This is a genomic window from Streptococcus porci DSM 23759 (genome assembly GCF_000423765.1).
Classification (GTDB): Bacteria; Bacillota; Bacilli; order Lactobacillales; family Streptococcaceae; genus Streptococcus; species Streptococcus porci.
Genome location: NZ_AUIP01000020.1, coordinates 1 through 23,610, shown reverse-complemented (window position 1 = coordinate 23,610; position 23,610 = coordinate 1). Strand labels below are relative to the sequence as shown.

The window sequence follows — 23,610 nt, the reverse complement described above, 5'->3', positions numbered from 1 at the left end:
GTATGAAAACGACTCTTCAGTTTGAGGTGAGGCCATTTGTCCGCTTAACGCAAGAATTGTCTTTATCTCTTATGATGGAACTATACAAGAAAGGAGTTAGATAAATGGATGAAAAATACGGTGTTCCACGTGACATCTATGCCAAAGTAAAAATCATAGGACTATTCATGGCTGATATTGTTTTTGTAGGAGGGTCAGCGGTTGCTGCGGTTTCTGTTGGAACTAAGATGTTCCCAACGAGTCAATGGCCACAGTTACTTGCCTTTATTATTTTGACACCGCTTATGTGTCTCTATCTAGTTTTACCAGCCAATGGCGGAAAGAAAAATTGGCATAGCATGCTTCTCTTTTTCAGGAGACGACGGAAACGTTACATTAGTTTGAATTATCAGAGAGGAGAGAAACGTTAATGGCTATTAAACAAAATCAACCCCAGCCTGAAGTTAAACGACAATTAGGGCGTAAGCAGGAAAAAAAGCACAGTCAAGAATATTTTGACCTGCATTCATGTGTAGAATTGCTTGATGTAAAGTCAATTATTGATAATCGTCAAGCTTACATTCAATTAGTTGACTACGGATATCTTCAGCTGATGGAAATACCAGGCAAGGATTTAGGATCACTTTCCTATAATGAAATTCGACGAACGATTGATAATTTTGAGAAATGGTTGACTGACTTTAACACTGATATTCAGATTGAAACAACAACTTTGCCAACTAATACAGATACTCAGATTATGGATCTTCGTCATCATTTGAGCCTCGTTCGCCAAGAAAAGGCAAAATTACTACCTGGTTCACGTCGGTATTTGCAGCTTATTGATCGTGAGGCCTTACTGATTAATGAGATTCAAGTTGAAGAGAGTATTCAACAAGAAATCTACAATACAGAGTTTATTTTGTGGCTCTTTGCACCAACTACAACAGAGTTAGATGACCTAGTACGTAAGGCTAAGTCTTATGGAAATAATGATTTTGTTCCTCAAGAAATAACCAGGGTTAAGAAAGAACAAATTATCAAGCAATTCAATAACATGAACGAAAAAGTATAGGAGGATAACATGCCAGAACTTTCAAAACGCAGACAAAGACAGTTAAAAGCGCAAGGTTATGATCTTGCTTTTCTCAGTCGCATACAACCACAAGGTAACATTGATTTCAAAAAGGATGACCGCTCCTGGATCAGTGGGGACGGTTATCATACAACACTTCATTATTACGAATACCCCTCAGAAGATTTAGATCGTTTCTGGTTATCAGATTTAATGCTGATTCCAGGTACACGTTCGTTTTTGTCTCTCTACCGAGCAAATAACAAAGAGCTGAAGCAAGAAATCAAAGATGCTATTGAGGAAAAATCAACTCGTATTACTGGAAACAGTAAGATTGTTGATAACCAACAAGAACTAGATGAAATCAAAGACTTAACTCAGCTGGATAGAGACATTACCAAGAAGAATATTGCGATGCTAGGAATGTATGTTCGGAACTATTCTTCTGCCTCAACTAAAGAAGCTCTCTTCAAGCAAGTAGAGGATATTAAAGACAAGACTTCTAACTTTAAGTCAACTATCCTTTCAGGTGAACTTGACTTTGAATACCATGCTCCATTCATACCAGCCCAATATCAAATTGATTTACCCAACCATAGACGAGGTATTCCTATTAGGGCGCATGATTTGGCCGGTGGTTATTTTTTCAATCACACCAAATTAGAAGATTCTAAAGGTGTTTACATGGGATGGACACCAACCAAAGGAGCCGTTAATTTCAACTTTTTGCAACGTGATCAACGTCGAACTCGTTCCTTTATGATTATTTCAGGCAACCCTAAGATGGGGCAGCGTTCTTTTCTGTTGAAGCATACAGATGGCCTTTATGCCAAAGGAAATTATATTCGTAACTTCGATGCAAATGGGACATTTCTCGATCAGACGAGACACCAGCATGGTCTGATTCTTGATTTATCAGGTGAAGCTAACCGTATCAATATTTTCCAAGTGTTCCCAACAGTAACAAATGAAGATGGAACAGAGATTGATAAGAAGAAATCCTATAATCTTCATATTCAGAAGTTAAAGAGCATCTTGAAACTACTTAATAGTGAAGTAACAGGGGATGATTTAACAACATTCGGTAAGATGCTCAATGAGTTTTATATTGAAGAAGGTTTGTGGGCACGTAATCCTAAGTTGAATCCAGAGAAATTAAAAGCGACTGATTTAGTGAATGAGGAGTACCCAGTCCTAACAGATTTTATCCACTTTGCGGAAGACTATAAGCGTAGTTTATTGGCACAAAGTCAACCAGATGAAATTGAAATTAAATCTGTTAACCGTATTCATAATACTTTTGATGAACTGCTAACAACAAACTCAGAGATCTTTGAAGGCACAACTGAGTTCCAGGATATTTCGTCTGAGCAAGTTGTTACTTTTGACTTCTCAGGCCTAAAAGGAACCCCTCACTTGCTTAATGCACAAATCTTTTCAGTGCTATCCCTGGTTTCAGCTGATATCGTCAATAATGGTAAACGCTGCAAGCAATTATTAAAAGCTAATCCTAATCTAACAGAAATGGATATGGAGCATTATATTGTTAATATCAGTGAAGCTCAAACATTGATCAATCCTAAGTATGAAAGCAGCGTTGAACTACTAGCTGATATGATTGACTCGATGGGAGAGAACTTTGCAGGTGTGGTACTATCGGTTAACTCTCTACGAGGAATTTTATTTGTATCAGGAGCAGGTAGTCATAAAGATCCTTATGTCACAGCTGTTCAGCGTATATTTGGATTGATGCAGTACCGTGTCTTTGCTCAAACTGATGAAACAAGTATTCCTTTGCTTGCTAATGCCTTGGTAGGCTCTATGAATCAATCAGAGCTGGAAACATTGCCACGCTTAGTAAAAGGGCAATTATTTATGAATATTGCTGGGGTAGGCAATCTGGTCTTTAACCAGCAGTTATTAACGCCAGAAGTGCAGAGATATGGTGGTATTCAGTAGAAATAGAAAGGTGACGGATATGTCAAATAAAAATCCAAATAAACTTGGACCAATTGAAAGACGAAAGCAAGCAATCAATAACTATGTGACCGTACGAAAAATTAAAAGTCAGGAAATTAGAGATTATTTTGCCTCGGATGGTGAGTCTGATCCAGAACGCTTAGCAGCCCAGAAAGCACGTGATCAAGAATTTTTAAGAGGTTTAAGGAAACTTGGTGTTGGTTTCATTGTTTTCTTAGTGTTCTACGCTATTCTAAAGACAATTCTTGGTCTTTGGTAGAAGGGAGAATATGTGAAAAAAGCAGTTCTATTTAAGATACTAGCACCGCTCATCTCTCTTGTGTTTCTAATTAGTATTGGTGTAACCATACTAGCAGGTATTTTGGGGGCTGTGAGTAGTTCTCAAACGAATTGTACAACTGAAGTAGCAACTTCTGCCTCTACAGAGTCCTCTATTTCTTCAGGTGATGGCTCAATTGATTCATTTGTCAAGGAGCACAAAGAGGCTTATATCCTGTCTTGGAAAGCTGGTGGGTTCTTACCGTCTGCATCGATCACGCAGACTATGATTGAAAATGGATTCAATTTCTCTAATCCTAATGGCACCTCGTTTTGGCAAGCACACAATATGGGTGGTGTTAAAACTTCGAGCAAGAGCAACTTCCCTGTTACTCTAGCAACTTATGGTGAAGATAGTGTTGACCTAACAGGAACGAAACCAGGAGCTAATGTAGGAGATGGTACAGGTGGAGCTTACACCTGGTTCTCCAGTTATGATGCTGGCATTGTTGGTAAAGCAGAGTTTATGGCTCACCAAACACTATATACTAAGGCTATCAACAATACGGATGGTATAGCGACTCTAAGTGCTATTGCAGACGGTGGCTGGGCTACTGACGGTACCTATAAAACTAAGCTTATTGACATGTATCATACGCTTGGTAAAAAGTATGAATGGCTGGATAAGGAAGCTATCAGCGCTCATGGCGATAAACCTTATAAAGTAACTACAACTTCAGCTGGAGATAATAACTCATCTGATACTTTTACAAGCAACAGTAAAGATTGTAGTGATTCTTCCTCAGGCGGTGCTACTGATGGTACAGGAACAGTTCCAGCAGATGCGACAGCGTGGGGATATAGTCCTGATAACCTACCAGAGAGTTTGAAACAGTATATCATTGATCCCAAAACACTTGGCATGGCTTATGCCAATCCTTCTGGATGGTTTAATCCAGGTAGTGATTATTTAGCTGGTCAATGCGTTAATTTAACAATTAGCTTAGGAAATCATCTTTGGGGGCATTCAGGATCAGTTACTGGGAACGGTAAAGATCAAGCAGCTGCATGGGCTAGCATCTTTGGCAATTCCATCAAAACTACTCCTAAAAAGGGAGCAATCTTTTCTACACAAAACGGAGGCTATGGCCACACGGGTATTGTGTGCCATGTTTTTGAAAATGGTTCAATTTTGATTGTAGAGCAAAACACACCGCTATCAGGAGCAGATTATTTCAAAAAATCTTATACCTGGAACTATCGTATCTGGACACCAGAGCAACAAAAGGCAGAAATTACTACCTTTGCTTATCCAGATGGAAAAGAACCTAAGCTTGGAAAGTAAAAGGAGAAATCAATGAAAGAATGGATGAAAGATAATATGATTTATGTCATTGTGGTTGGACTATTACTAATTTTCTCTGGATTTGCTGTTTATAGAAATCTAACCAGTAGTAATCCTCAAGAATCCAAGAGCGAACAGACGAATCCATCAGTAGATGATGCTGCATCACAAGCAACTCCAGAAACCGTTGATGAAAAGAATTATCGGACAGCGAAATTGAAGCTAGAACACTCTTATACAGAAGGTAGTGAAGAACATAAGCAACAGGTACTTAAAGCATTTGATGAGGCTATCAATGCTATTAAGAAAGCAGAACATTTATCAAATGTTAGTGGTACACTAGAAAATCATCTTTCTATGAGTCAAAATGGAATGGTTCAAACCTTTGCGATGGCACTTCTGGTAAATCAATATGAGTATCAATCAAGTAAGCTAGAAGTTATGCCATCTGAAAATGAGGATGTTGTTCAATTTTTGATTGTTCTGACAAAGAAGGGAGAAGATAACTGTTATTTTGTAGGAAACTTTAATACCACGGTAAATCAGATACAGCTGAAAGCCTATGTTGGTGGAAATATTGGTGGAACTTTTGGATAGTAACTAAAAAATAAAACGCACAAAAAGTTATATAACAAGTTGTGCGTTTTTATTGACAGTTATGGCTTTTTTATATAAAATATGTTTATAAAAGTTATATAACTTTTTATATAACAAATTATAATGATTTATATTTGAAAGAGTTTATTTATGAAGAATCAAAAACCTCTTACTAGTCAAGCAATAAGTGATAATAAATTACCGAAAAATAACAAAAAGGGGCGTTATCCTTTTTCACTTCACTATGATGTGCGCTATCAGAAACTAGAGGAATTAGTAAAATTTCATGGTTCTAAATCTGCTTCAGACTACTTAGAAAATTTAATTATTAAAGAATGGAGCAAGATGCAGAGAAAACTAAAAACTAAAAAATAAGGAGCTTAATCATGATCATTTTTGTTTCTCTCAAAAAATTAGTTCAGACTTTTTGGTGGTTGATTGCAGCAATGGCTATCTATATCTTTTACCAGACAATCGGATTAAATATGTTTTTCTTGTTGGTTGTCGGACTGTTGGCACTGAAGTTTGTTCCTGTCCTAGTATTACCTATTATTATAATTGCTCTAGGAGTTCATTTCTCAGGTGGCTTTTCGTTCATTGCAGATTTTTTAGAAATAGGGATTGTTATGCTTATAGGTTTTCCTTTTGTCTTCATGACTTGGCTGTTTATTGATGAGCAGATAAGAGCCGTTAAAGAGGCCAAAAAGCTAAAAAAACATAGGGCTATCTATGGAAAAAGGAACTAACATGTCGAAAATTTTAGAGTTACTGAATAATCATTGAAACATAGGAGCCTTCCATTTTTGGAAGGCCTTTTTCTTTTCGGATCAGAATCAAGATAAACTTGAAAAGGCATTAGTAAATTTATAAAATAGGGCACGTTATTCTAATTTAAGGGAGAGAGTCAATGAACTTTGATGAACGAGAACTTAAAGAGCAACTATTTGCCCAAAATGCACTTGATTTTTATGATTTTGTAGCTAAATATGATGAGCAAATGGTTCCAGTTATGAAAGCGAGAGGCTATACCTGCATTCATTCAACTGAGCGCACTGTGGCCTTTACCTTTGGAGAGTTTACGTTTCGTCGTCGTAGATGGAAAAAAGGTGATCAGTGGTCTGTTCCAGTGGATGAGAAACTTGGATTAAAAAAGAATGTGCGATTCTCCTGGGAATTTATGTACCAGGTTGCTAGACTATCTACGATGATGCCCTATGAAAAGGTAACTCAGGTTATTCAGATGACCTATCATATTAGAATTACAAAGCCTACCGTAGTTCAAGCTGTTAAACTATGTGATAAATTACTGGCAGAACGAGCTGCTTATCGGTTCTATGAAGATAATGAAGAAGTAGAGAGGCAGAAGGTTGATGTGATTTATATTGAAGGTGACGGTGTAATGGTCAAGGTACGTGACGTTGATACAGATAACCGTCACTATGATTTATCTCATTTCGTAGTTCATACAGGAAGTCACAAAATTGGAAGTAATCGCTTTGAGCTAAAAGATAAAAAGGAGTTTGTTGGCTTGGATAATCGGTTGGCTAGAGAACAAGTATTAGATTATCTCTATAACACCTACGAGATAACAGATAGGACTCTACTTATTACAAACTCTGATGGAGGTCATGGTTATACTCCATATGTTTTTAAGGAGATTGCCAAGGCTTTGAAAATCAAGCGTCACGAACATTTTTGGGATGAGTACCATGTTAACCAAAAGTTAAAATCCTTTTTTAAATCTTATTCAGAAGAGTTACTTGAGGGAGCTTTTCAAGCGATAAAGCAACATGATAAAGGGAAATTACGCACTGTATTAGACACAACAGAGGCATTAGTGTTGACTGAAGAAGAAATGGAAGAGTTTAAGAGTTTCAAGAGAAAGCTGTTAAATAATTTTCAATACACTAAGCCAGCTGAATTAAGGGGGTTCACTCATGCAGGGATAGGTATTATGGAGTCTCAACACCGTAAAATTACTTACAGGATGAAAAAACGTGGTATGTATTGGACAGTTTGGGGTGCAGAGACAATGAGCCGTATAATTGTTCTCAATTATGAGGAACAACTCAGAGATTTATTTTTTGGTTCTTGGAGAGAGGAGTATGAAAAAATGACTGAACTAGAATCTGTTTCAGCAGGTCTAATTAAGTCACAATTGAATCAAATTGAGCGGGAATATAAGCTTCATCGCCTAAATAAAAGAGAAGGAAAAAGAGGTCTTAGGTTCGATAAATAAATCAAAAAGTTATATAACTTGTTATATAACAAATAACCTTTCAAAAGAAAGGTTATTTGTGCTACAATTCTAAAGAAAATACTTGCTTGGTGTGCCTACGTGTGTTATAATTTATATAACTTAATCGAATAAAAAAGTGGCACGCCTCCGACAGCGTACCACTTACCGAGTAAGAACCATCACTTCTTACTCAGTCTTTAATTTATGATACAGGATAAACGTATCACTGTCAAGGGCTGAGCAAGAAATTGTTCAGCTTTTTCTTTACATCTCGGTAACAAGTTCTTCTCAGACAATACAGAATTGACCATTCTAAAAAATTCTACCGCATACAAATCTGCTCTGCCATTTCCAAAAAACTCCAAAAAATGCTATAATATACAAAACTAAGTGCAAAGCGCTTACTTTGGAAAGGAAACTTATGACACTTACTGTAAAAATGTTGGTGGATAAGGTTAAGTTAGAAGTGATTTACGGGACAGAGGAGCTCCTGCAAAAGGAGATTACGACGTCTGATATTTCCCGTCCGGGGCTTGAAATGACCGGCTATTTTAACTATTACTCGCCAGAACGTGTCCAGCTTTTGGGCATGAAAGAGTGGTCTTACCTGATGAGTATGGCCAGCCATAATCGTTATGCTGTACTGAGCGAGATGTTTAAACCAGAGACCCCAGCCATTATTGTGGCTCGTGACTTGGAAATTCCTGAAGAAATGATTAAATCAGCTAAGGAAAAAGGTGTTGCAGTTCTTCGTGGACGTACAGCTACCAGTAGTTTAGCGGGTGAGATGTCTTGGTTTATTCATGCTCAATTAGCAGAGCGAATCAGTGTTCATGGAGTTCTAATGGACATTTATGGCATGGGAGTTCTCATTCAAGGTGATTCAGGAATCGGAAAGAGTGAGACTGGTTTAGAGCTTGTCAAAAGAGGGCATCGCCTCGTGGCAGATGATCGTGTGGATGTTTATGCCAAAGATGAGGAAACACTCTGGGGAGAGCCAGCAGAGATTCTGCGTCACCTCCTAGAAATTCGTGGTGTCGGGATTATTGACATCATGAGCCTTTATGGGGCTAGTGCTGTTAAATCCTCGACGCAAGTTCAGTTGGCAGTGTACCTTGAAAATTTTGAAACGGGTAAGGTCTTTGACCGTCTTGGAAATGGCAATGAAGAAATTGAGTTTGCGGGGGTAAAAGTTCCTCGTGTTCGCATTCCCGTTAAGACAGGTCGAAACGTATCAGTCGTTATTGAAGCAGCAGCTATGAATCATCGGGCGCGTCTGATGGGCTATGATGCAACTAAAACTTTTGAAGAACGCTTGACTGCTCTGATTAATCAGAATGGAGAAGCCGATGATTGATCCTATAGCTATTAAGTTAGGGCCATTTGCCATTCATTGGTATGCATTGATTATCTTGGCTGGCGTGGCACTTGCCGTTTATCTGGCAAGTAAAGAAGGCCCAAAGAAGAATATTTCGGCGGATGATGTGACAGACTTTATCCTGATTGCCTTCCCTTTGGCCATATTAGGTGCTCGACTTTATTATGTTATTTTTGAATGGTCTTATTACCGACAACACTTGAATGAAGTCTTTGCCATTTGGAATGGTGGACTGGCTATCTATGGTGGCTTGATTACAGGAGCGATTGTACTCTTTGTCTTTTCTTACTATCGCTTGATTAAGCCGATTGACTTTTTGGATATTGCAGTGCCAGGTGTTATGATTGCGCAAAGCATTGGCCGCTGGGGGAACTTTGTCAATCAAGAGGCATATGGCAAAAAGGTAGCTAGTCTTGATTACCTTCCTGAATTTATCAGAAATCAAATGTATATTGATGGTAGTTACCGAATACCGACTTTTCTTTATGAAAGTCTTTGGAATCTGGTTGGCTTTGTCATCATCTTGGTGCTCCGTCGTCGTCCCAACTTTTTTAAGCAGGGAGAAATCACAGCTTTTTACCTGATATGGTATGGTTGCGGACGCTTTGTCATCGAAGGCATGCGGACAGATAGTCTCATGCTGATGGGGCTACGGGTCTCTCAGTGGCTGAGTGCTATTTTAGTCATTGCAGGACTAGTCTTTGTTATCAGTCGTCGCCGCAAGGCTGACGTTCCTTATTATCAAACGAAGTGAGGTAAGATATGGATTTGGGTGGAATTGCTCTTTTAATTATTGCGATTGCTATTGTTGTACTAGTGGTTTTCGTGGTGCTTTTTCTTAAAAAACTGACAGAAACAGTTGAAGAAACCAGACAAACGATAAAGGTTTTGACCAGTGATGTGAACGTTACTCTTTATCAGACTAATGAAATCTTGGCTAAAGCCAGCATCTTGGTAGATGATGTCAATGGCAAGGTGGCAACAATCGATCCGCTCTTTACAGCCATTGCCGATTTATCTGTCAGTGTTTCAGATTTGAATCAACAAGCACGAACCCTGTCATCAAAAGCAAGTCGTGGAACATCAGTCGTTGCTAATACGGGCAAAGCAGCCTTTGCAGCCCGTATGGCTTCTAAGGTATTTAGTAAAAAAGGTAAAAATAAGGAGGTCTAACTCATGAATAAATTTCTTAAAACCGTTATTTTAGGGGCTGCGTCTGGCGCAGCGGCAGCATATTTCCTTGGAACAGAAAAAGGTAAAGAAATTGTGGCTAAAGTTAAGGAAAGTTTTGATGACTACAAGGCGAATCCTGATGCCTACCATGAAGCCGCTAAGGAAAAAGTGGCAGAATATAAGGATTTAGCAACAGACGCCTTCACCGAATATAAGGGTAAATGGGAATCAGGAGAATTTAGCGCTGATAATATCGGTCAAGCGGTCAAAGCTACTGTGGAACAAGTCAAAGACAAGGTCAATGAGGCAGTTCGGGCTGCTTCAGAAGATGAATCTGTTATTGTTGATGTTCCTGAGGAAGAAGTGGTCAAAGAAGATATCGTTATTGATTTGACAAAAAATGATGAAGATCCTGCCTCTACAGATACAGAATAAAGAGAGTAGACTAGGCAAAAGTAGCCAGCCCTCGCATATAAAAAAGAGCAATTCCAGTTGGAGTTGCTCATTTTTCATACGTTATGATGATCATTGGTGATTTTAAGCCATTGATTGCTTATTGCTCAGTCACATCTGTCCATAAAAAAACTAGCCTCCTGTGAAACTAGCGTCTGAGTAAGTCAATCAAGAAGAAGACAAGTACCGTTAGGAGACTTCCCATAAGCATACCGATTGGAAAGGCAAGAATAGGAGTGACGTTGGCAGTCAATAGAACAAAACAAGATAGCACGGCAGAGATGGCAAATGAAACGATGCGACCAAAGAAGAGTAAATCTTGGAATCTTGTTGCCTGAGTATTAAGGGCTTTGTATTCTTGAAATTTTGGCTCTGCTTTATGGATGGAAGTAACTTTTTCATCGTTAAACTTGTGCTTTAATTGTGCAGCCATAGGAACTCCTTTCTTTAAAATCATAAAACAACACCTTTTTGTGCAGGTTACAACATCATTATCATACCATAAAATAGTATAATAATTTGTTACAAAAAGGTTACAAGTGAGAAAGATAGCAAACTAAAGCTCATTAACTAGAAAGGAGTGGGCTAGAAAGAGCAAATTTAAAGCGGTTTAAATCTAAAAATTCTAGGCAAATAGCTTGTTTTCTGTTAAAATATAAGTTATGGAAAAAATTATCATTACTGCAACAGCAGAAAGTTTGGAACAAGCTCAGAATCTTTTAGAGCTGGGCGTTGACCGTATTTATATCGGAGAGATGGCTTACGGACTGCGTTTGCCCAAGAATCTTTCTTTTCCTGAGATGCGAAAGATTGCTGCGCTGGTTCATGAAAAAGGCAAGGAGTTGACCGTTGCGGTCAATGCTCTCATGCATCAGGCCATGATGGACGCTCTGCCAGAATACCTAGATTTCTTGGAAGAAATTGGAGCAGATTACATTACGGTTGGTGATGCAGGGGTTTTCTACATCTGCAAGCGTGACAATCGTCCCTTCAAGACTATCTACGATGCTTCGACCATGGTAACTTCTAGCCGTCAGATTAATTTCTGGGGGAAGACGGCTGGAGCTTCGGAAGCAGTGCTAGCGCGTGAAATTCCGTCAGCTGAGCTCTTTGTTTTGGGAGAGAAATTAGAGATTCCAGGTGAGGTCTTAGTTTACGGCGCAAGCATTATTCACCATTCAAAACGTCCACTCTTACAAAATTACTATAATTTTATCAAGACTGAAGAGCGAGTGGGTAAAGAGCGAGACCTTTTCTTGGCAGAACCAGGTGACAAAGATTCTCACTACTCAGTATATGAGGATAACCATGGCACTCATATCTTTGCCAATAACGACCTTGATATGATGTCAAAACTCATTGAACTCAATGAACATGGATTTAACCACTGGAAATTAGATGGAGTCTATTGCCCTGGTCAGAATTTTGTTCAAATTGCTGAATACTTTGTCGAGGCTCGTGATTTAATGGAAGCTGGCCAATTTTCACAAGATAAAGCCTTTGTATTTGACGAAGCCATTCGTAAATTACACCCAGCCAATCGCGGGCTCAGTACTGGTTTCTATGACTACGAACCTGACCGTGTGAAATAGGTCTTAACTATCACATTTGCTAGAATTGAGTTACTATTTCAGGGTCTAGCAATATTTTTAATTCAACTATCTTGTAAATAGGAGAAATAATGTCAAATGTTAAACGTCGTCCTGAGGTCTTGGCGCCTGCGGGAACTTTAGAAAAATTGAAAGTCGCTGTTGATTATGGCGCAGATGCTGTTTTTGTCGGTGGACAAGCCTACGGCTTGCGTAGCCGTGCAGGTAACTTCTCAATGGAAGAAATGCGTGAGGGAATTGACTATTCACACGCTCGTGGGGCTAAAGTCTATGTTGCTGCCAATATGGTCACTCACGAGGGGAATGAAGAAGGTGCAGGTGCTTGGTTCCGTGAACTTCGTGATATGGGACTTGATGCGGTTATCGTCTCGGACCCAGCTCTTATCGAAATCTGTGCGACAGAAGCCCCAGGTCTTGAAATTCACTTGTCAACTCAAGCTTCTGCGACCAACGTGGAAACTTTCCACTTTTGGAAAGAGTACGGCCTTACTCGTGTTGTTTTAGCGCGTGAGGTTTCTATGGAAGAATTGGCGGAAATTCGCCGTCGTACAGACCTTGAAATCGAGGCTTTCGTCCACGGTGCTATGTGTATTTCTTACTCAGGCCGTTGCACGCTTTCTAATCACATGTCGGACCGCGACGCTAACCGTGGTGGCTGTTCACAATCTTGCCGCTGGAAATATGACCTCTATGACATGCCATTTGGTCAGGAGCGTAAGAGTATTCAAGGAGAAGTTCCAGAAGCTTTTTCGATGTCAGCTGTTGACATGTCAATGATAGACCACATTCCTGATATGATTGAAAATGGTGTGGACAGCCTTAAAATCGAAGGTCGTATGAAATCCATCCACTATGTCTCAACCGTTGCCAACTGTTACAAAGCAGCTGTCGATGCCTATATGGAAAGCCCAGAAAAGTTTGAAGCCATCAAACAGGATTTGGTGGATGAAATGTGGAAAGTTGCCCAACGTGAGCTAGCTACGGGGTTCTACTATTCTACCCCAAGCGAAAACGAGCAACTTTTCGGAGCTCGTCGTAAAATTCCTCAGTATAAATTCGTTGGTGAGGTTGTTGCCTTCAATGAAGCGAACATGACTGCGACCATCCGTCAACGTAATGTGATCATGGAAGGTGATCGTGTTGAATTTTATGGACCAGGTTTCCGTCATTTTGAGTGCTTTATTGAAGACCTCCATGATGACAAGGGGAATAAAATTGACCGTGCCCCAAATCCGATGGAGCTCTTGACCATTACTGTTCCTCAAGCAGTCAAACCAGGAGATATGATTCGTGCCTGCAAGGAAGGTCTCATTAATCTTTATCAAGAAGATGGAACGACGAAAACCGTTCGAGCGTAAGGTTGTAAAATTGAGAAGACATGACTTTCCAGTAGTTGACGAGTGTTAGTTCTAAAAACTGGGATAAGGCACACGCCTCAGCTAATGGGACAGGGAAAATACTTTTTAGGGGGCCAGTTTTCTGTATCCTACAGAAGATTGGTCTTTTCATTTCTGGAGTATTCTCGCTTCAGGATGAGGTGTGATGTAGAGCTTTCAGATTTTAGGACGAAGTGGAAGCATTCGATACAGGATAACTTGATTTCTATTGAATAAGAAAACACTCCTCTTTCTAGTTTATGAGATGTACTAGAAGTCAATAGGGGTGTTTTTCTTGTGTCTTATTGTAGGGGGCAGTACAGTGTCGCTCTCAGATTTTTTCTTTTCAATGAAAATCAAAGTTGAATTTGGAGAATAACCAGAGATCGATTTGGGTCAGAAAAGGGAAAGTTAATTGGGTTTGCTTTTGCTTTTTAAGCTAGGTACTTTCTAATTGTTTTCCAAAGTTTCACTAGACTTCTCTAGAATAGCTCCTGTTTCAGCATTGATGTGATAATCATAGTCCAAATTATTTGCCAAATCATCAAAATCCACATCATAGTGTACTTGGCCATCTTCCTCATCAAGTTTTACCGTGAGATTGGAAACAGCAGTTTCCGCCAAACCTGCATCTTTTAGGGCGATTTCCTTGGCTTGATCGTCTGAAACTTTAGGGGTCACTGGTGCAGTTGTTGTACCTGATTGACTGTCAAGCGCAGCTTTATCGCTGGATTGGTTTGTGCTGGTAGAGGATTTAGAGGGCAAGCCATTTTCATCAAAATCGCGGTCTAGGATTGAACCGGTTTGAGCATCAATGGTGTAACTGTAGTCCCCTTCCGCTGTTGTAAAGTCGATATCGTAAGTTGCTTTACCGTCTTCACGGTCCCTGTCCACTTCCTTAAAGGTGATGTCTGATGGACTCACTCCTGCATTTTCATAGGCAATTTCCTGGGCTTCTGCTGCTGTCAGAGAATAGCCTGTATCTTGGTAGGCATAGATGCCACCTGCGATTAAGAGGGCTGAACCGGCAAGACCACCGATGATGATTTTTTTCATTTTGCTTGTTACTTCCATTTGAAGAACTCCTTTATGTATTTTTCTTTATGAACCTAGTATATAAAAAACCGAGATAGATTTCTCGGTTATTTTGGTGTAAAAGTGTGGCAAAATGGTGGCAAATGGAGACATTTCTTTTGCCTCATTTCTGCGCAGTTGGAAGAAAGATGATAAAGGTGGTTGCTGCCTCATCTGATTGGACAGAAATTGAGCCGCCGTGGCGTTCAATAATTTCCTTGGTCATGGCCAGACCGATACCGAAATTGCCATTTTTTCCCTTGTGGAAACGCTCGAAAACATGCCCCAAATCATCTGGGCTAATCGGTTGTCCGTCATTACTCAGGCAAATTTCAAGGCCATCTTTCACCTGCTTGGTCATCAGGGTGATAGTCTTTCGGGCAAAACGCAAGGCATTGTGGAGAATATTGGAAATTGCGCGTTCCAGTAGAGCTTCATCTCCCAAAACTTGGTCATCCGTGACCTTGAAATCATGGACAAAGGTCAGACCAGCCTGGTCTGCCTTGCTTTTGAGCCCCCAGCTGACATCATATAGCAGGTCAGAAATGGATAACTCTTCCATATCGAGGGCCTGCTTGAAATCCTCCACCCTGGCCAGGGTTAGGATATCATCTACCAGCTGCTTCATTTTTGCACTTTCTTCCTGAATGATAGCAGCGGCAGCCTGAGGATCTGTGACAACTCCCTCTCCAATAGCTTCCGCATAGCCTTGGATAGACATGAGCGGTGTCCGCAGTTCATGCGAAGCATTTTGGAAAAAGATCTTTTGGCTGCGCTGGTTGGCATCAATCATGTGGTTCATTGTCTCGACGGACTGGCCAACTTGATTCAGCTCATCGTAAGGCAGTCTTTCTAATACTAAATTTTGCTCCCGTTGCCCAACCTTGGAGATATAGGTTTTCAAGCTGAAAAAGGCATCATCTAGTTTGCGCGAAGTCAGGAAAATCAGACCACTGGCTAAGAGCCCAATGACCAGAGTCAAGCCTGTCAAAATCCAATTGACCAAGGCTGAAAATTTCTGAACAGGGCTGATATTGGCAAAAACCAGAATATAATAGGTCTGTTCAGAAGATTCCGACTGACGGACATAATAGTCCTCTAACTGCCCTTCATATTCCTGGATTTTAACTGCATAATTTCGGCCATTTAGAGGAACAAAAACTGGCTGACTTCCTGACTCAGGTTCTTCAATTTCCAGTTCCTCCTCCTCTGCCTCGTCCAATAATTCCCAGTCCTCATCATGCTCTGTGAAGTAATTGACCACCTGATTGGAAATACTGGAGGCAGAAATGTCATCTTGACTGGCTGAAATATAGAGAGTTTTGAACTGTTCATCGACAATCACATAGCTTGTCGAAAAGATGCTATCATGCTGGGTGTCTTCAACCTTTTGACCTAGATAGAGCTTGTCCAGTTGGTCATAGCGATGTTGGACAGCGGTGTTGACCTCATCATTGACAAAGGTTCTCAGACTTAGATTAAAAATCAGTAATATCAGTCCTAATGATAAGAAGATAATGGCTAAGGGTTGAACAAAAAGAGTTGCCTTTAAGCTTTTAGAACCATCTTTTCTATAAGGATTAAGTTTTTTTAGCCAACTTGAAGCCGTAGCCCCAAACTGTTTCAATTTGAACATCACTTTCCACCTGTCTTAGTTTCTTTCGTAAGCGTTTAATAGTATCATCTGTCACCCTTGTCTCCACATCACTCTCATAACCCCAAACCTGGGACAAGAGTTCGTCGCGTGAAAGAGCCTTATCCTGATGTTGCATGAGGAGCTTCAACAATTCGAACTCTGTATTGGTTAATTTGATGGCTTGTCCTTGAAAATAAGCAGCACGGTCCTTGTCTGATAACTGAAGTCCTTGAAAACTGAGGGTATCAGCTGGAGAAATCTCCTTGACCTTCCGAGACAAGATAGCCTTAATTCGTAGGGTCAACTGGATTGGTGAAAAAGGTTTGGTGAAATAGTCATCCGCTCCGGAGGAAAAACCTTCCACAAAATCTCTATCACTATCGCGTGCTGTCAAGAGAATGATGGGCACATTTGACCGTTTTCGAATCGCTGCAGCTGTCCCAAAACCATCTGTACCTGGCATCATGACATCCAGCACCACCACATCTGCCTCTTCTTCCATAAAACGCAGCAAGAGCTGGTCTCCCGTTTCAAAGAGTTCGACAGCAATATCTTCCTTGCTCAAAAATGTTCCTAGGAGCTCTCGGATATTTTTCTCATCATCTGCTATATAAACCTTGGCCATCATCTTTCTCCTTCACCATTTTCTCTTTCCATCATATCATAATTTCCAGTAAAAATAGGCTGCCTCTCTCTCTTGCCACAAAATTGCCTCAGATTTTCAAGATATATAATCGGAATGAGTTCCTCCTATTTTTTTTGATATACTAGATTTAGTATGAAAGTAATGATAACTACAAGTCTGAGAATTACTGGCAATCTTGTTGCTAGAGCAAAAGAACTTGCTGACGAGTTAGGTATAGAATATGTGAAATGAAATAGGCAGTCTATTTCCTCTTTATTAGAAGTGGCGGACAAGGTATTGGTGGTCTATCAGGATAAACTCATTTTAGAGCAGCAAAATGGTCAAAAATTCTTTTCCATCCAGATACAGCCATGTTGCGTATCAAATCTGGTCGTGATCCGCTATTAGAATTAATAGGACCTTCAAAGAAAACGATTCTAGATTGTACAATGGGTTTGGCATCTGATAGTATTGTATTAGCTAGTGGAGGACATCAGGTGACTGCTTTGGAAAGTTCACAGCTCATTCATTTTATCGTGAGTCATGGCTTACAAGATGTTGATAGTGGCAATACGTTGGTTAATACTGCAATGCGTTCAATACAGACCAAATGGATAGATAGTCTAACCTATTTAAAGGAACAGAATAGTCGGTCTGTTGATGTAGTTTACTTTGATCCTATGTTTTCTCAGGAAATCAAAGAATCGCAAAACCTTGCTGGCCTAGTAGAAATGGCTGATAGAAGTCGATTAACAGAAGAACTATTATTGGAAGCTAAACGTGTAGCCAAGGAAAAAATAGTGATAAAAGCTCATTTTAGAGACAGTATTTTTGAAGAATTTGACTTTATTCGGCATAGACGTCCCAATCAAAAATGTCATTACAGAGAAATTCGTTTGAAGGAGTGAGAGTAAAGAAGGCTATTAGTAACTGGATTTTCTCCTTTTGGTGGTGCGGTTCACCTTGCAAATAATACCATTTACATTCTACCCTCTGTCTTTTTAATCTATAACAAATACTCCTGTTTCTAGTTTACTAGATTTTAACAGGAGTATTTTTCTTGTGCTTCATTTAGGAGCTAGTGTCTAAATCTCCGTTTTCTTATAGACTTAGCCTCCGAAAATCAGAAATGAAGACCTGATGAGTGAAAGTAGCAGTGAGGATTTCCAGTGTCCATTTTTAAGACCAACTACATCTCAAATAGTCGGAGGTCGGAGATAAGCTGATTGTGATTTTCGTTGAATACTATAGGCATTTGAATTAGCTTTGAGACATCGTTACTTTCGACTTGCTGTACTCTAGTACTGCCTGCCCCTCAGTTCCTTGTCTGAAAGCTCATTCATTCGACTATAAATTCAGATAAGATGATGACATCTGGAATGGTTTAGTCAATTTTTAATAATTCTTCTTGACAATAAGAAAAATCCTGATACAATTTACTTAACCGGTTAATCAACCAGTTAAGTAAAGGAGGTTTGTTTTATGAAAAATCGACTCTCGTATGGGTGTCTGATATTGGTGTTTTGTCTTTGTTTGACGCTTTTGATAGGCTGTCAGCAAAAAGTTTCTCCGCCAAAGGGGATGCGTATTGTGACGAGTTTCTATCCTGTTTATGCCATGACAAAGGCCATCTCGGGAGATCTCAATGATGTTAGGATGATACAGTCAGGATCAGGAATTCACTCATTTGAGCCTTCAGCAAATGATGTAGCGGCTATCTATGATGCGGATGTCTTCGTCTATCATTCCCACACTCTTGAAACTTGGGCTGGACGTCTGGAACCTAATTTGAATCAATCAAATGTCGTTGTGTTGGAAGCCACAAAGGATATGGAATTGTCAAAAGTTCATGGATTGGAAGATATGGAAGTTAGTGACGGGATTGACCCTGCTACCTTATACGATCCCCACACTTGGACAGATCCGAAAATGGCCGCCGATGAAGTAGAACGTATCGAGAAACAACTAAGCCAACTAGATCCTAAGCATGAGTCTGTTTATAAGAAAAATGCTAAACGCTTTAAGGAAGAAGCGAAGCAACTCACAGAAAAATATCAACAGAAGTTTAAGAATGTTTCAAATAAGGTTTTTGTGACCCAGCATACAGCTTTCTCCTACCTAGCCAAGCGTTTTGGTTTAACTCAGCTTGGTATCTCAGGAATTTCGCCTGAACAGGAACCAACTCCTCGACAGTTGAAAGAAATTAAAGATTTTATCAAACAGTACCAAGTGAAGACAATTTTTGCTGAAAAAAATGTTTCTCAGAAAGTAGCGGAGACAGTAGCTGAGTCAACGGGTGCTGAATTGAAGATTTTGAGTCCTCTGGAGTCAGACCCCAAAAATTCAAAATCTTTCCTAGAAAACATTGAAGAAAATTTAGAAGTTTTATATAAGGAATTAAGTCAATAGGAGTGTTTATGAAGAAGAAATATATTATTGGTTCCGCAGCTAGTGTTTTGGTTGGGGTAGGATTATTGACCTACGAGTTAGGAAAATATCAAGCTACTCAAACTCAGAATTCAGGAATTGCATACGTAGAGTCCCATCAAGAGCAAGATAAGCAAACATCAGAAAGCAAAACTCCTGATCAAATCAGTCAGGAGGAGGGCATTAGTGCAGAGCAGATTGTTGTCAAAATTACGGATGACGGTTACGTGACTTCTCATGGGGATCATTACCATTACTATAATGGTAAAGTTCCATTTGATGCTTTGATTAGTGAGGAACTCATCCTCAAAGATGCAAATTATGTCTTTAAACAGGAAGACGTCATCAATGAAGTTAAAGATGGTTATATCATCAAGGTTGATGGAAAATATTATGTGTATCTAAAAGAGGGAGGAGACCACAAGAATATACGAACTAAGGAACAGATTGCGGCTGAGAGGGAAAAAGGAAGTAAAGAAGCAAGTCAGAAACAGGGTGACTCGCGAAGCTTCACTAGTCATTCCCAAAAGGCAAGTTCTTTAGATTCAAAAAGCACATCTTCTCATAGACATACGAACGGGGCATATACAACTGATGATGGCTATGTGTTTAGTCCAAGTGATGTTGTTGATGACTTAGGAGACGGTTTTTTGGTGCCACATGGCAACCATTTCCATTTTATCCCAAAATCAGACTTATCAGCAGCCGAATTGGCAGCTGCTCAAGCTTATTGGGATGGAAAACATCAAAAAGGGACAAACTCTGATCATTTGGACAAGGGCTCCGCATCGTCTGCAGTTTCTACATGGAAGCCGTCTTTGGATACAAATCACTCTATTTTAACAGAGAAAAAGAGACCATTAATGACTGTTGGGACTTTACCGTCATTCTCTACCAATAAGGGAGGAACTAGTGGGCAAAAAAATCCTCTGTTACCGAAAGAAAAAACAGAGAATCTAGCTGTTCTTCTTGAAAAACTTTATAAAAGTCCAAAGTCAGAACGTTATACTGAAGCTGATGGCCTTGTTTTTGATCCTAGCCAAATTACAAAACGTAAAGATAAAGGTGTAGTTGTTCCACATGGAGACCATTTCCACTTTATTCCTTATGATAGAATGTCTGATTTGGAAAGAACACTGGCTAAGCAACTTCCTATAGGTACTAAAATCAGCCCCAAAACAGCTGAGAATGGTCCGAAAGCGATTTTTCATAATTATCAGGGAAGAAATATCTTGGCCTATGGAAAAGGGCTAGATGGAAAAGCCTATGATACATCAGATGGCTATGTTTTTAGTAAAACCTCAATTTTATCTGTGGATGACAATGGGGTGTCAGCTAGTCACGGAAATCATATTCATTATATTGGTTTTGGTGAGCTCGAACAAAATGAATTGGATCAAGTTGCTGCTTGGATTAAAGAAAACTCAGGAAAACATGACGCCCAAAAACAACCTATTGATAAACAGCCAAGTTTAGTGAAACCAGCCTTTGATTACAAAAAAGTCATGAAAAAAGTAACTCAAGACGGTCAGGTAGGCTATGTCATGGTAGAAAATGGCAAAGATTATTTCTACGCCCGTCAAGAATTAGATTTAACTAAGATTTCTTTTGCTGAGCAAGAACTCATGTCAGCTGCCAAGGGACAATATCTTTATGATATTGTTCCCCCAAAGGGAGACGAACTTGAGCCAAAACTCTATGTAACAGCTAGTGAACTCAAAATGCATGCTGGGAACGCTACTTATGACACTGGGGACTCTTTTGTTATTCCTCACATTGACCATATTCATATTGTTCCATATAGTTGGTTGACGGCAAAGGAAATTGCAAGTGTCAAATACATCATGCAACATCCAAAAGACCGTCCAGCTATTTGGAGCAAAGGTCATGGAGCTAATAAAGAAATTGGAACTATTGCCAATGTCACACCAAAATCAGAACGTGCTAAATTAAAAAACTGGCAGATTATTCATTCGGCAGAAGAAGTCAAACAGGCTTGGAATGAGGGACGTTTTGCGACAGCAGATGGTTATATTTTTGCGGCAGAAGATGTTTTGGATCCTGGAACATTTGTTTGGAAAGAGGCGTTCAGTATTCCTCGAGCTAGTGGTGGAAGTCTTCGTGCCATTTCTAAGAAAGAATTATCTGAGCAAGAATGGGCGGCCACTCAAGAACTCCTTGCCAAAGCTAAGGCTGATAAAGAGAAATCTAAATCAGATAAAACTTCCAAATCTAACAGAGAAGTCGTTGAAAAATCAGATAGTAAAGTCACACCAAAATCAGAGCGCGCTAAGTTAAAGAATCACCAGATTATTTATTCTTCACAGGAGATAGCAGAGGCTAAGAAGAATGGCAGATATGCAACTTCGGATGGTTACATTTTTGATGCCAGAGATATTGTTAGTGATGAAGGCGATGCCTATGTGGTTCCGCATGTGACACACAGTCATTGGATTCCTAAAAGTGATTTATCTGAGGAAGAAAGACAAGCAGCGCAAGCTTTTTGCCAAGAAAAAGGTTTTAAAGCACAGGAAGAGGCAAAATCATCTTCTCAAGATGAAGAGAAAAAGTCAGAAGTCCCTTCAGAACAAGCGAAGCCTTCCGAAAAAGCTGCCGAAATCTATGATAGATTGACGCCAGAAAAAATAGTTCCTGCTGAATTGATGCCCTACAATACCGCTTATGCAGTTGCTTATCAAAATGGAAGAATCGTCATTCCTCATCAAGATCATTATCATAATGTTTCTATGTCTTGGTTTGATGACAAGACCATCAGGGTTCCATCAGGTTACACTTTGGAGCAGTTACTGGCTACTATTAAATACTATGTTGAACACTCAGAAGATCGTCCTGCTTCTGATGATGGTTGGGGCAATGACAGTGACCATGTCAAAGGAGAGGCAGCATCTGAGTCAGCAGAAAATCCTTCAGAAATTGAGGAAAGCAAAAACTCTAATCAGGAAAAAGAGTCTGAAGCAACAGAATCAACAGAAGAAACTGAAGAAGACGTAGAAGTAGAAGATGAGTTTGATATCGAAATGAAGACTCGTGGACAACTTCATGGTTTGACAGGGGAGGAATTTAGCACCAAACTCTACCAAATTGCGAACACTTACCGTATCGCCATTGATGGCATAAAAGACATTAGTAGTGGAGTTGTATCTATCAGCACATCAGATGGTAAAACCATTACATACAGTCTACTTAACATGGCTGAGCTACCACAATGATTCTATTAAATAAGTGTTAAATAACCATAAGAATAAAAAGTAAAACTGGCTGAATAATCAGTCAGTTTTACTTTGTGCTTTCGTGATACTTTTGGGAACGAGTGCCAGCTTTTGTAGCTGATCCAGATCAATAATAGTCGAGACTTTGCTAGTCATGTTCTTTAAAACGAGTTTGCCGTTAACCGAGTCATATTTGCTGATGTGACCTGTAAAACTTTTATCCTCGTAAATAGCGTGGAGAGCTCGCTTTTCTTTTTGGGCTTTGAGAATAAGCTGCGCTAGCTGGTTTTTCCGTAGGCTGATGGCAGATGGTTTAGGACTTGGTTCGATAAATTCTTTGACTTGAAACAAGATTTTTTTGACAATATTTTCCATAGCATTTTCCTCGAAATCTTGATACAATAATTATAGCAAAAAAATATTAAAAATTTTTATCAAAAACATGACGATATTTTTTTACTTACGAATAGTAAGTTAAGGAAGTAATGAGATTGTTTCCTGAGACTAAAAAGAAAGGATAGTTTAGTTAGTCAGTCTAACTGAACTTGAGATCTTCCTTTGCAAAAGTGCAGGCGGAGCCTCTCTTTGGAACTTATCATGTCAGAATTTACCTTTGAAATTGAGGAAAAACTTTTGGTCTTGTCAACCGCTGAAAACGGCTGGACAAAAGAGCTAAACCGCGTCAGCTTTAACGGTGCTGAAGCCAAATGGGACATTCGTACCTGGAGTCCAGATCATACGAAGATGGGGAAAGGTATCACTCTCAATAACGAAGAGTTCAAAACCATTTTGAACGCTTTTAGAAAATAAGCTAAAAGCAGATAAAAGGCTGGGGATACCCAGCCTCAGATTGCAGACAAACATCGTTTTGGTGTTTGTCTTTTTTACTGTTTTTAGAGAAAAATGGCTGTTTTAATGCTGAAACCACCCCATCTGGACAAAATAAAAAGGCCTTCTTGCCATCCTTTTAGCTAGTTTTTTGAGATTTAAGCACGCCAAAGTCAGTCCAATCTTATCCTCCATTTTGGACTTGCCTTTTTCCCTCGTGTAGCGCAGATTATGGTATTCCTTGGCTGTGCCAAATAGCCGTTCAATCGTCTCTTTCCGATGTTGGTAGAGCTCCTTCATCCCTCTTTGATGACGAATATCCTCGCA

General features: G+C 39.6%; 23 protein-coding genes and 2 pseudogenes. 19 read left to right on the top strand and 6 right to left on the bottom strand.

The annotated features are described in order from the left end of the window. The first annotated feature begins 104 nt into the window (after nt 1-104). The 13 genes from G576_RS0108585 to G576_RS0108525 all read left to right on the top strand — a co-directional run bounded on the left by G576_RS0108585 (nt 105) and on the right by G576_RS0108525 (nt 10,459). Entirely contained in the window at nt 105-410 is a 306-nt protein-coding gene (locus G576_RS0108585; protein ID WP_027974256.1) for a hypothetical protein, read from the top strand. Further along, nucleotides 410-1,054, top strand: a complete 645-nt coding sequence (locus G576_RS0108580) for a hypothetical protein (protein WP_027974255.1) — start codon at nt 410-412, stop codon at nt 1,052-1,054. The genes G576_RS0108585 and G576_RS0108580 overlap by 1 nt, the downstream gene beginning before the upstream one ends. A 9-nt stretch (nt 1,055-1,063) precedes the next feature. Further along, entirely contained in the window at nt 1,064-3,013 is a 1,950-nt protein-coding gene (locus G576_RS0108575; RefSeq protein WP_027974254.1) for a virulence factor, read from the top strand. Nucleotides 3,014-3,032: 19 nt separating this feature from the next. Next, nucleotides 3,033-3,293 carry a hypothetical protein gene (locus G576_RS0108570; RefSeq protein ID WP_017650060.1) on the top strand — a complete coding sequence of 87 codons (261 nt, stop codon included), beginning with the start codon at nt 3,033-3,035 and terminating at the stop codon, nt 3,291-3,293. A gap of 12 nt (nt 3,294-3,305) precedes the next feature. Beyond that, nucleotides 3,306-4,637: a CHAP domain-containing protein gene (locus G576_RS0108565; RefSeq protein ID WP_027974253.1), complete on the top strand. Its 1,332-nt coding sequence runs from the start codon at nt 3,306-3,308 to the stop codon at nt 4,635-4,637. A 12-nt stretch (nt 4,638-4,649) separates the two neighbouring features. Next, nucleotides 4,650-5,234 (top strand): hypothetical protein, encoded by a 585-nt coding sequence (locus tag G576_RS0108560; protein WP_027974252.1) that lies wholly within the window; start codon nt 4,650-4,652, stop codon nt 5,232-5,234. 150 nt (nt 5,235-5,384) lie between these two features. Beyond that, the gene (locus G576_RS12615) at nt 5,385-5,609 is read left to right on the top strand and encodes a hypothetical protein (RefSeq protein WP_051178075.1); all 225 of its coding nucleotides are present in this window, start codon (nt 5,385-5,387) and stop codon (nt 5,607-5,609) included. Between the two features lie 11 nt (nt 5,610-5,620). Then, on the top strand, nt 5,621-5,980 hold the full coding sequence (locus G576_RS0108550) for a hypothetical protein (RefSeq protein WP_027974251.1): 360 nt from the start codon (nt 5,621-5,623) through the stop codon (nt 5,978-5,980). A gap of 161 nt (nt 5,981-6,141) precedes the next feature. Next, entirely contained in the window at nt 6,142-7,473 is a 1,332-nt protein-coding gene (locus G576_RS0108545; RefSeq protein WP_027974250.1) for an ISLre2 family transposase, read from the top strand. Nucleotides 7,474-7,894: 421 nt separating this feature from the next. After that, complete coding sequence (hprK, locus tag G576_RS0108540; protein WP_027974249.1) at nt 7,895-8,830, top strand: HPr(Ser) kinase/phosphatase; 936 nt, start codon at nt 7,895-7,897, stop codon at nt 8,828-8,830. Then, nucleotides 8,823-9,605 (top strand): prolipoprotein diacylglyceryl transferase, encoded by a 783-nt coding sequence (lgt, locus tag G576_RS0108535; RefSeq protein ID WP_027974248.1) that lies wholly within the window; start codon nt 8,823-8,825, stop codon nt 9,603-9,605. Before hprK ends, lgt begins: the two co-directional genes overlap by 8 nt. 8 nt (nt 9,606-9,613) lie before the next feature. Then, nucleotides 9,614-10,024 (top strand): DUF948 domain-containing protein, encoded by a 411-nt coding sequence (locus G576_RS0108530; RefSeq protein ID WP_027974247.1) that lies wholly within the window; start codon nt 9,614-9,616, stop codon nt 10,022-10,024. Nucleotides 10,025-10,027: 3 nt separating this feature from the next. After that, on the top strand, nt 10,028-10,459 hold the full coding sequence (locus tag G576_RS0108525) for a YtxH domain-containing protein (protein WP_027974246.1): 432 nt from the start codon (nt 10,028-10,030) through the stop codon (nt 10,457-10,459). A 166-nt stretch (nt 10,460-10,625) separates the two neighbouring features. Here the strand turns inward: G576_RS0108525 and G576_RS0108520 are convergent, their stop codons facing one another. Next, complete coding sequence (locus tag G576_RS0108520) at nt 10,626-10,934, bottom strand: DUF3270 family protein (RefSeq protein WP_027974245.1); 309 nt, start codon at nt 10,932-10,934, stop codon at nt 10,626-10,628. 205 nt (nt 10,935-11,139) lie between these two features. Here G576_RS0108520 and G576_RS0108515 point away from each other — a divergent pair, with 205 nt between their 5' ends. Together G576_RS0108515 and G576_RS0108510 are read left to right on the top strand one after the other, a co-directional pair. After that, complete coding sequence (locus tag G576_RS0108515; RefSeq protein WP_027974244.1) at nt 11,140-12,069, top strand: peptidase U32 family protein; 930 nt, start codon at nt 11,140-11,142, stop codon at nt 12,067-12,069. Between the two features lie 89 nt (nt 12,070-12,158). After that, entirely contained in the window at nt 12,159-13,445 is a 1,287-nt protein-coding gene (locus G576_RS0108510) for a peptidase U32 family protein (RefSeq protein ID WP_027974243.1), read from the top strand. A 468-nt stretch (nt 13,446-13,913) separates the two neighbouring features. Here the strand turns inward: G576_RS0108510 and G576_RS0108505 are convergent, their stop codons facing one another. The 3 genes from G576_RS0108505 to G576_RS0108495 form a co-directional block, all read right to left on the bottom strand. Continuing rightward, a complete protein-coding gene (locus G576_RS0108505) occupies nt 13,914-14,537 on the bottom strand; it encodes a PepSY domain-containing protein (protein ID WP_027974242.1) in 624 nt (207 codons plus the stop codon). Nucleotides 14,538-14,661: 124 nt separating this feature from the next. After that, on the bottom strand, nt 14,662-16,173 hold the full coding sequence (locus G576_RS0108500) for a sensor histidine kinase (RefSeq protein ID WP_027974241.1): 1,512 nt from the start codon (nt 16,171-16,173) through the stop codon (nt 14,662-14,664). Beyond that, nucleotides 16,118-16,798, bottom strand: a complete 681-nt coding sequence (locus tag G576_RS0108495; RefSeq protein ID WP_027974240.1) for a response regulator transcription factor — start codon at nt 16,796-16,798, stop codon at nt 16,118-16,120. Before G576_RS0108495 ends, G576_RS0108500 begins: the two co-directional genes overlap by 56 nt. Before the next feature lie 264 nt (nt 16,799-17,062). Between G576_RS0108495 and G576_RS12610 the strand changes: the two are divergent. From G576_RS12610 to G576_RS12605, 3 genes and pseudogenes are all read left to right on the top strand, one after another. Next, nucleotides 17,063-17,706, top strand: a pseudogene (locus tag G576_RS12610) (class I SAM-dependent methyltransferase). Between the two features lie 574 nt (nt 17,707-18,280). After that, on the top strand, nt 18,281-19,207 hold the full coding sequence (locus G576_RS0108485) for a metal ABC transporter substrate-binding protein (RefSeq protein WP_027974239.1): 927 nt from the start codon (nt 18,281-18,283) through the stop codon (nt 19,205-19,207). Nucleotides 19,208-19,215: 8 nt separating this feature from the next. After that, nucleotides 19,216-22,455, top strand: coding sequence for a pneumococcal-type histidine triad protein (locus tag G576_RS12605; protein ID WP_051178073.1), 3,240 nt, complete (start codon nt 19,216-19,218; stop codon nt 22,453-22,455). 57 nt (nt 22,456-22,512) lie between these two features. Here G576_RS12605 and G576_RS0108475 read toward each other — a convergent pair whose 3' ends face one another. Then, nucleotides 22,513-22,830, bottom strand: a complete 318-nt coding sequence (locus G576_RS0108475) for a hypothetical protein (protein WP_027974238.1) — start codon at nt 22,828-22,830, stop codon at nt 22,513-22,515. A gap of 222 nt (nt 22,831-23,052) precedes the next feature. On the opposite strand from G576_RS0108475, the gene G576_RS0108470 reads away from it, so the two are divergent. Further along, the gene (locus G576_RS0108470) at nt 23,053-23,265 is read left to right on the top strand and encodes a YdbC family protein (RefSeq protein ID WP_027974237.1); all 213 of its coding nucleotides are present in this window, start codon (nt 23,053-23,055) and stop codon (nt 23,263-23,265) included. 147 nt (nt 23,266-23,412) lie between these two features. Here the strand turns inward: G576_RS0108470 and G576_RS14150 are convergent. Then, nucleotides 23,413-23,610 (bottom strand): annotated as a pseudogene (locus G576_RS14150) (transposase); the annotation flags it as partial.

Coding starts and splice junctions, on each gene's coding strand:
- G576_RS0108585 (WP_027974256.1), top strand. CDS start 105: ATGGATGAAAAATACGGTGTTCCACGTGACATCTATGCCAAAGTAAAA.
- G576_RS0108580 (WP_027974255.1), top strand. CDS start 410: ATGGCTATTAAACAAAATCAACCCCAGCCTGAAGTTAAACGACAATTA.
- G576_RS0108575 (WP_027974254.1), top strand. CDS start 1,064: ATGCCAGAACTTTCAAAACGCAGACAAAGACAGTTAAAAGCGCAAGGT.
- G576_RS0108570 (WP_017650060.1), top strand. CDS start 3,033: ATGTCAAATAAAAATCCAAATAAACTTGGACCAATTGAAAGACGAAAG.
- G576_RS0108560 (WP_027974252.1), top strand. CDS start 4,650: ATGAAAGAATGGATGAAAGATAATATGATTTATGTCATTGTGGTTGGA.
- G576_RS12615 (WP_051178075.1), top strand. CDS start 5,385: ATGAAGAATCAAAAACCTCTTACTAGTCAAGCAATAAGTGATAATAAA.
- G576_RS0108550 (WP_027974251.1), top strand. CDS start 5,621: ATGATCATTTTTGTTTCTCTCAAAAAATTAGTTCAGACTTTTTGGTGG.
- G576_RS0108545 (WP_027974250.1), top strand. CDS start 6,142: ATGAACTTTGATGAACGAGAACTTAAAGAGCAACTATTTGCCCAAAAT.
- hprK (WP_027974249.1), top strand. CDS start 7,895: ATGACACTTACTGTAAAAATGTTGGTGGATAAGGTTAAGTTAGAAGTG.
- lgt (WP_027974248.1), top strand. CDS start 8,823: ATGATTGATCCTATAGCTATTAAGTTAGGGCCATTTGCCATTCATTGG.
- G576_RS0108530 (WP_027974247.1), top strand. CDS start 9,614: ATGGATTTGGGTGGAATTGCTCTTTTAATTATTGCGATTGCTATTGTT.
- G576_RS0108525 (WP_027974246.1), top strand. CDS start 10,028: ATGAATAAATTTCTTAAAACCGTTATTTTAGGGGCTGCGTCTGGCGCA.
- G576_RS0108520 (WP_027974245.1), bottom strand. CDS start 10,934: ATGATTTTAAAGAAAGGAGTTCCTATGGCTGCACAATTAAAGCACAAG.
- G576_RS0108515 (WP_027974244.1), top strand. CDS start 11,140: ATGGAAAAAATTATCATTACTGCAACAGCAGAAAGTTTGGAACAAGCT.
- G576_RS0108510 (WP_027974243.1), top strand. CDS start 12,159: ATGTCAAATGTTAAACGTCGTCCTGAGGTCTTGGCGCCTGCGGGAACT.
- G576_RS0108505 (WP_027974242.1), bottom strand. CDS start 14,537: ATGGAAGTAACAAGCAAAATGAAAAAAATCATCATCGGTGGTCTTGCC.
- G576_RS0108500 (WP_027974241.1), bottom strand. CDS start 16,173: ATGTTCAAATTGAAACAGTTTGGGGCTACGGCTTCAAGTTGGCTAAAA.
- G576_RS0108495 (WP_027974240.1), bottom strand. CDS start 16,798: ATGGCCAAGGTTTATATAGCAGATGATGAGAAAAATATCCGAGAGCTC.
- G576_RS0108485 (WP_027974239.1), top strand. CDS start 18,281: ATGAAAAATCGACTCTCGTATGGGTGTCTGATATTGGTGTTTTGTCTT.
- G576_RS12605 (WP_051178073.1), top strand. CDS start 19,216: ATGAAGAAGAAATATATTATTGGTTCCGCAGCTAGTGTTTTGGTTGGG.
- G576_RS0108475 (WP_027974238.1), bottom strand. CDS start 22,830: ATGGAAAATATTGTCAAAAAAATCTTGTTTCAAGTCAAAGAATTTATC.
- G576_RS0108470 (WP_027974237.1), top strand. CDS start 23,053: ATGTCAGAATTTACCTTTGAAATTGAGGAAAAACTTTTGGTCTTGTCA.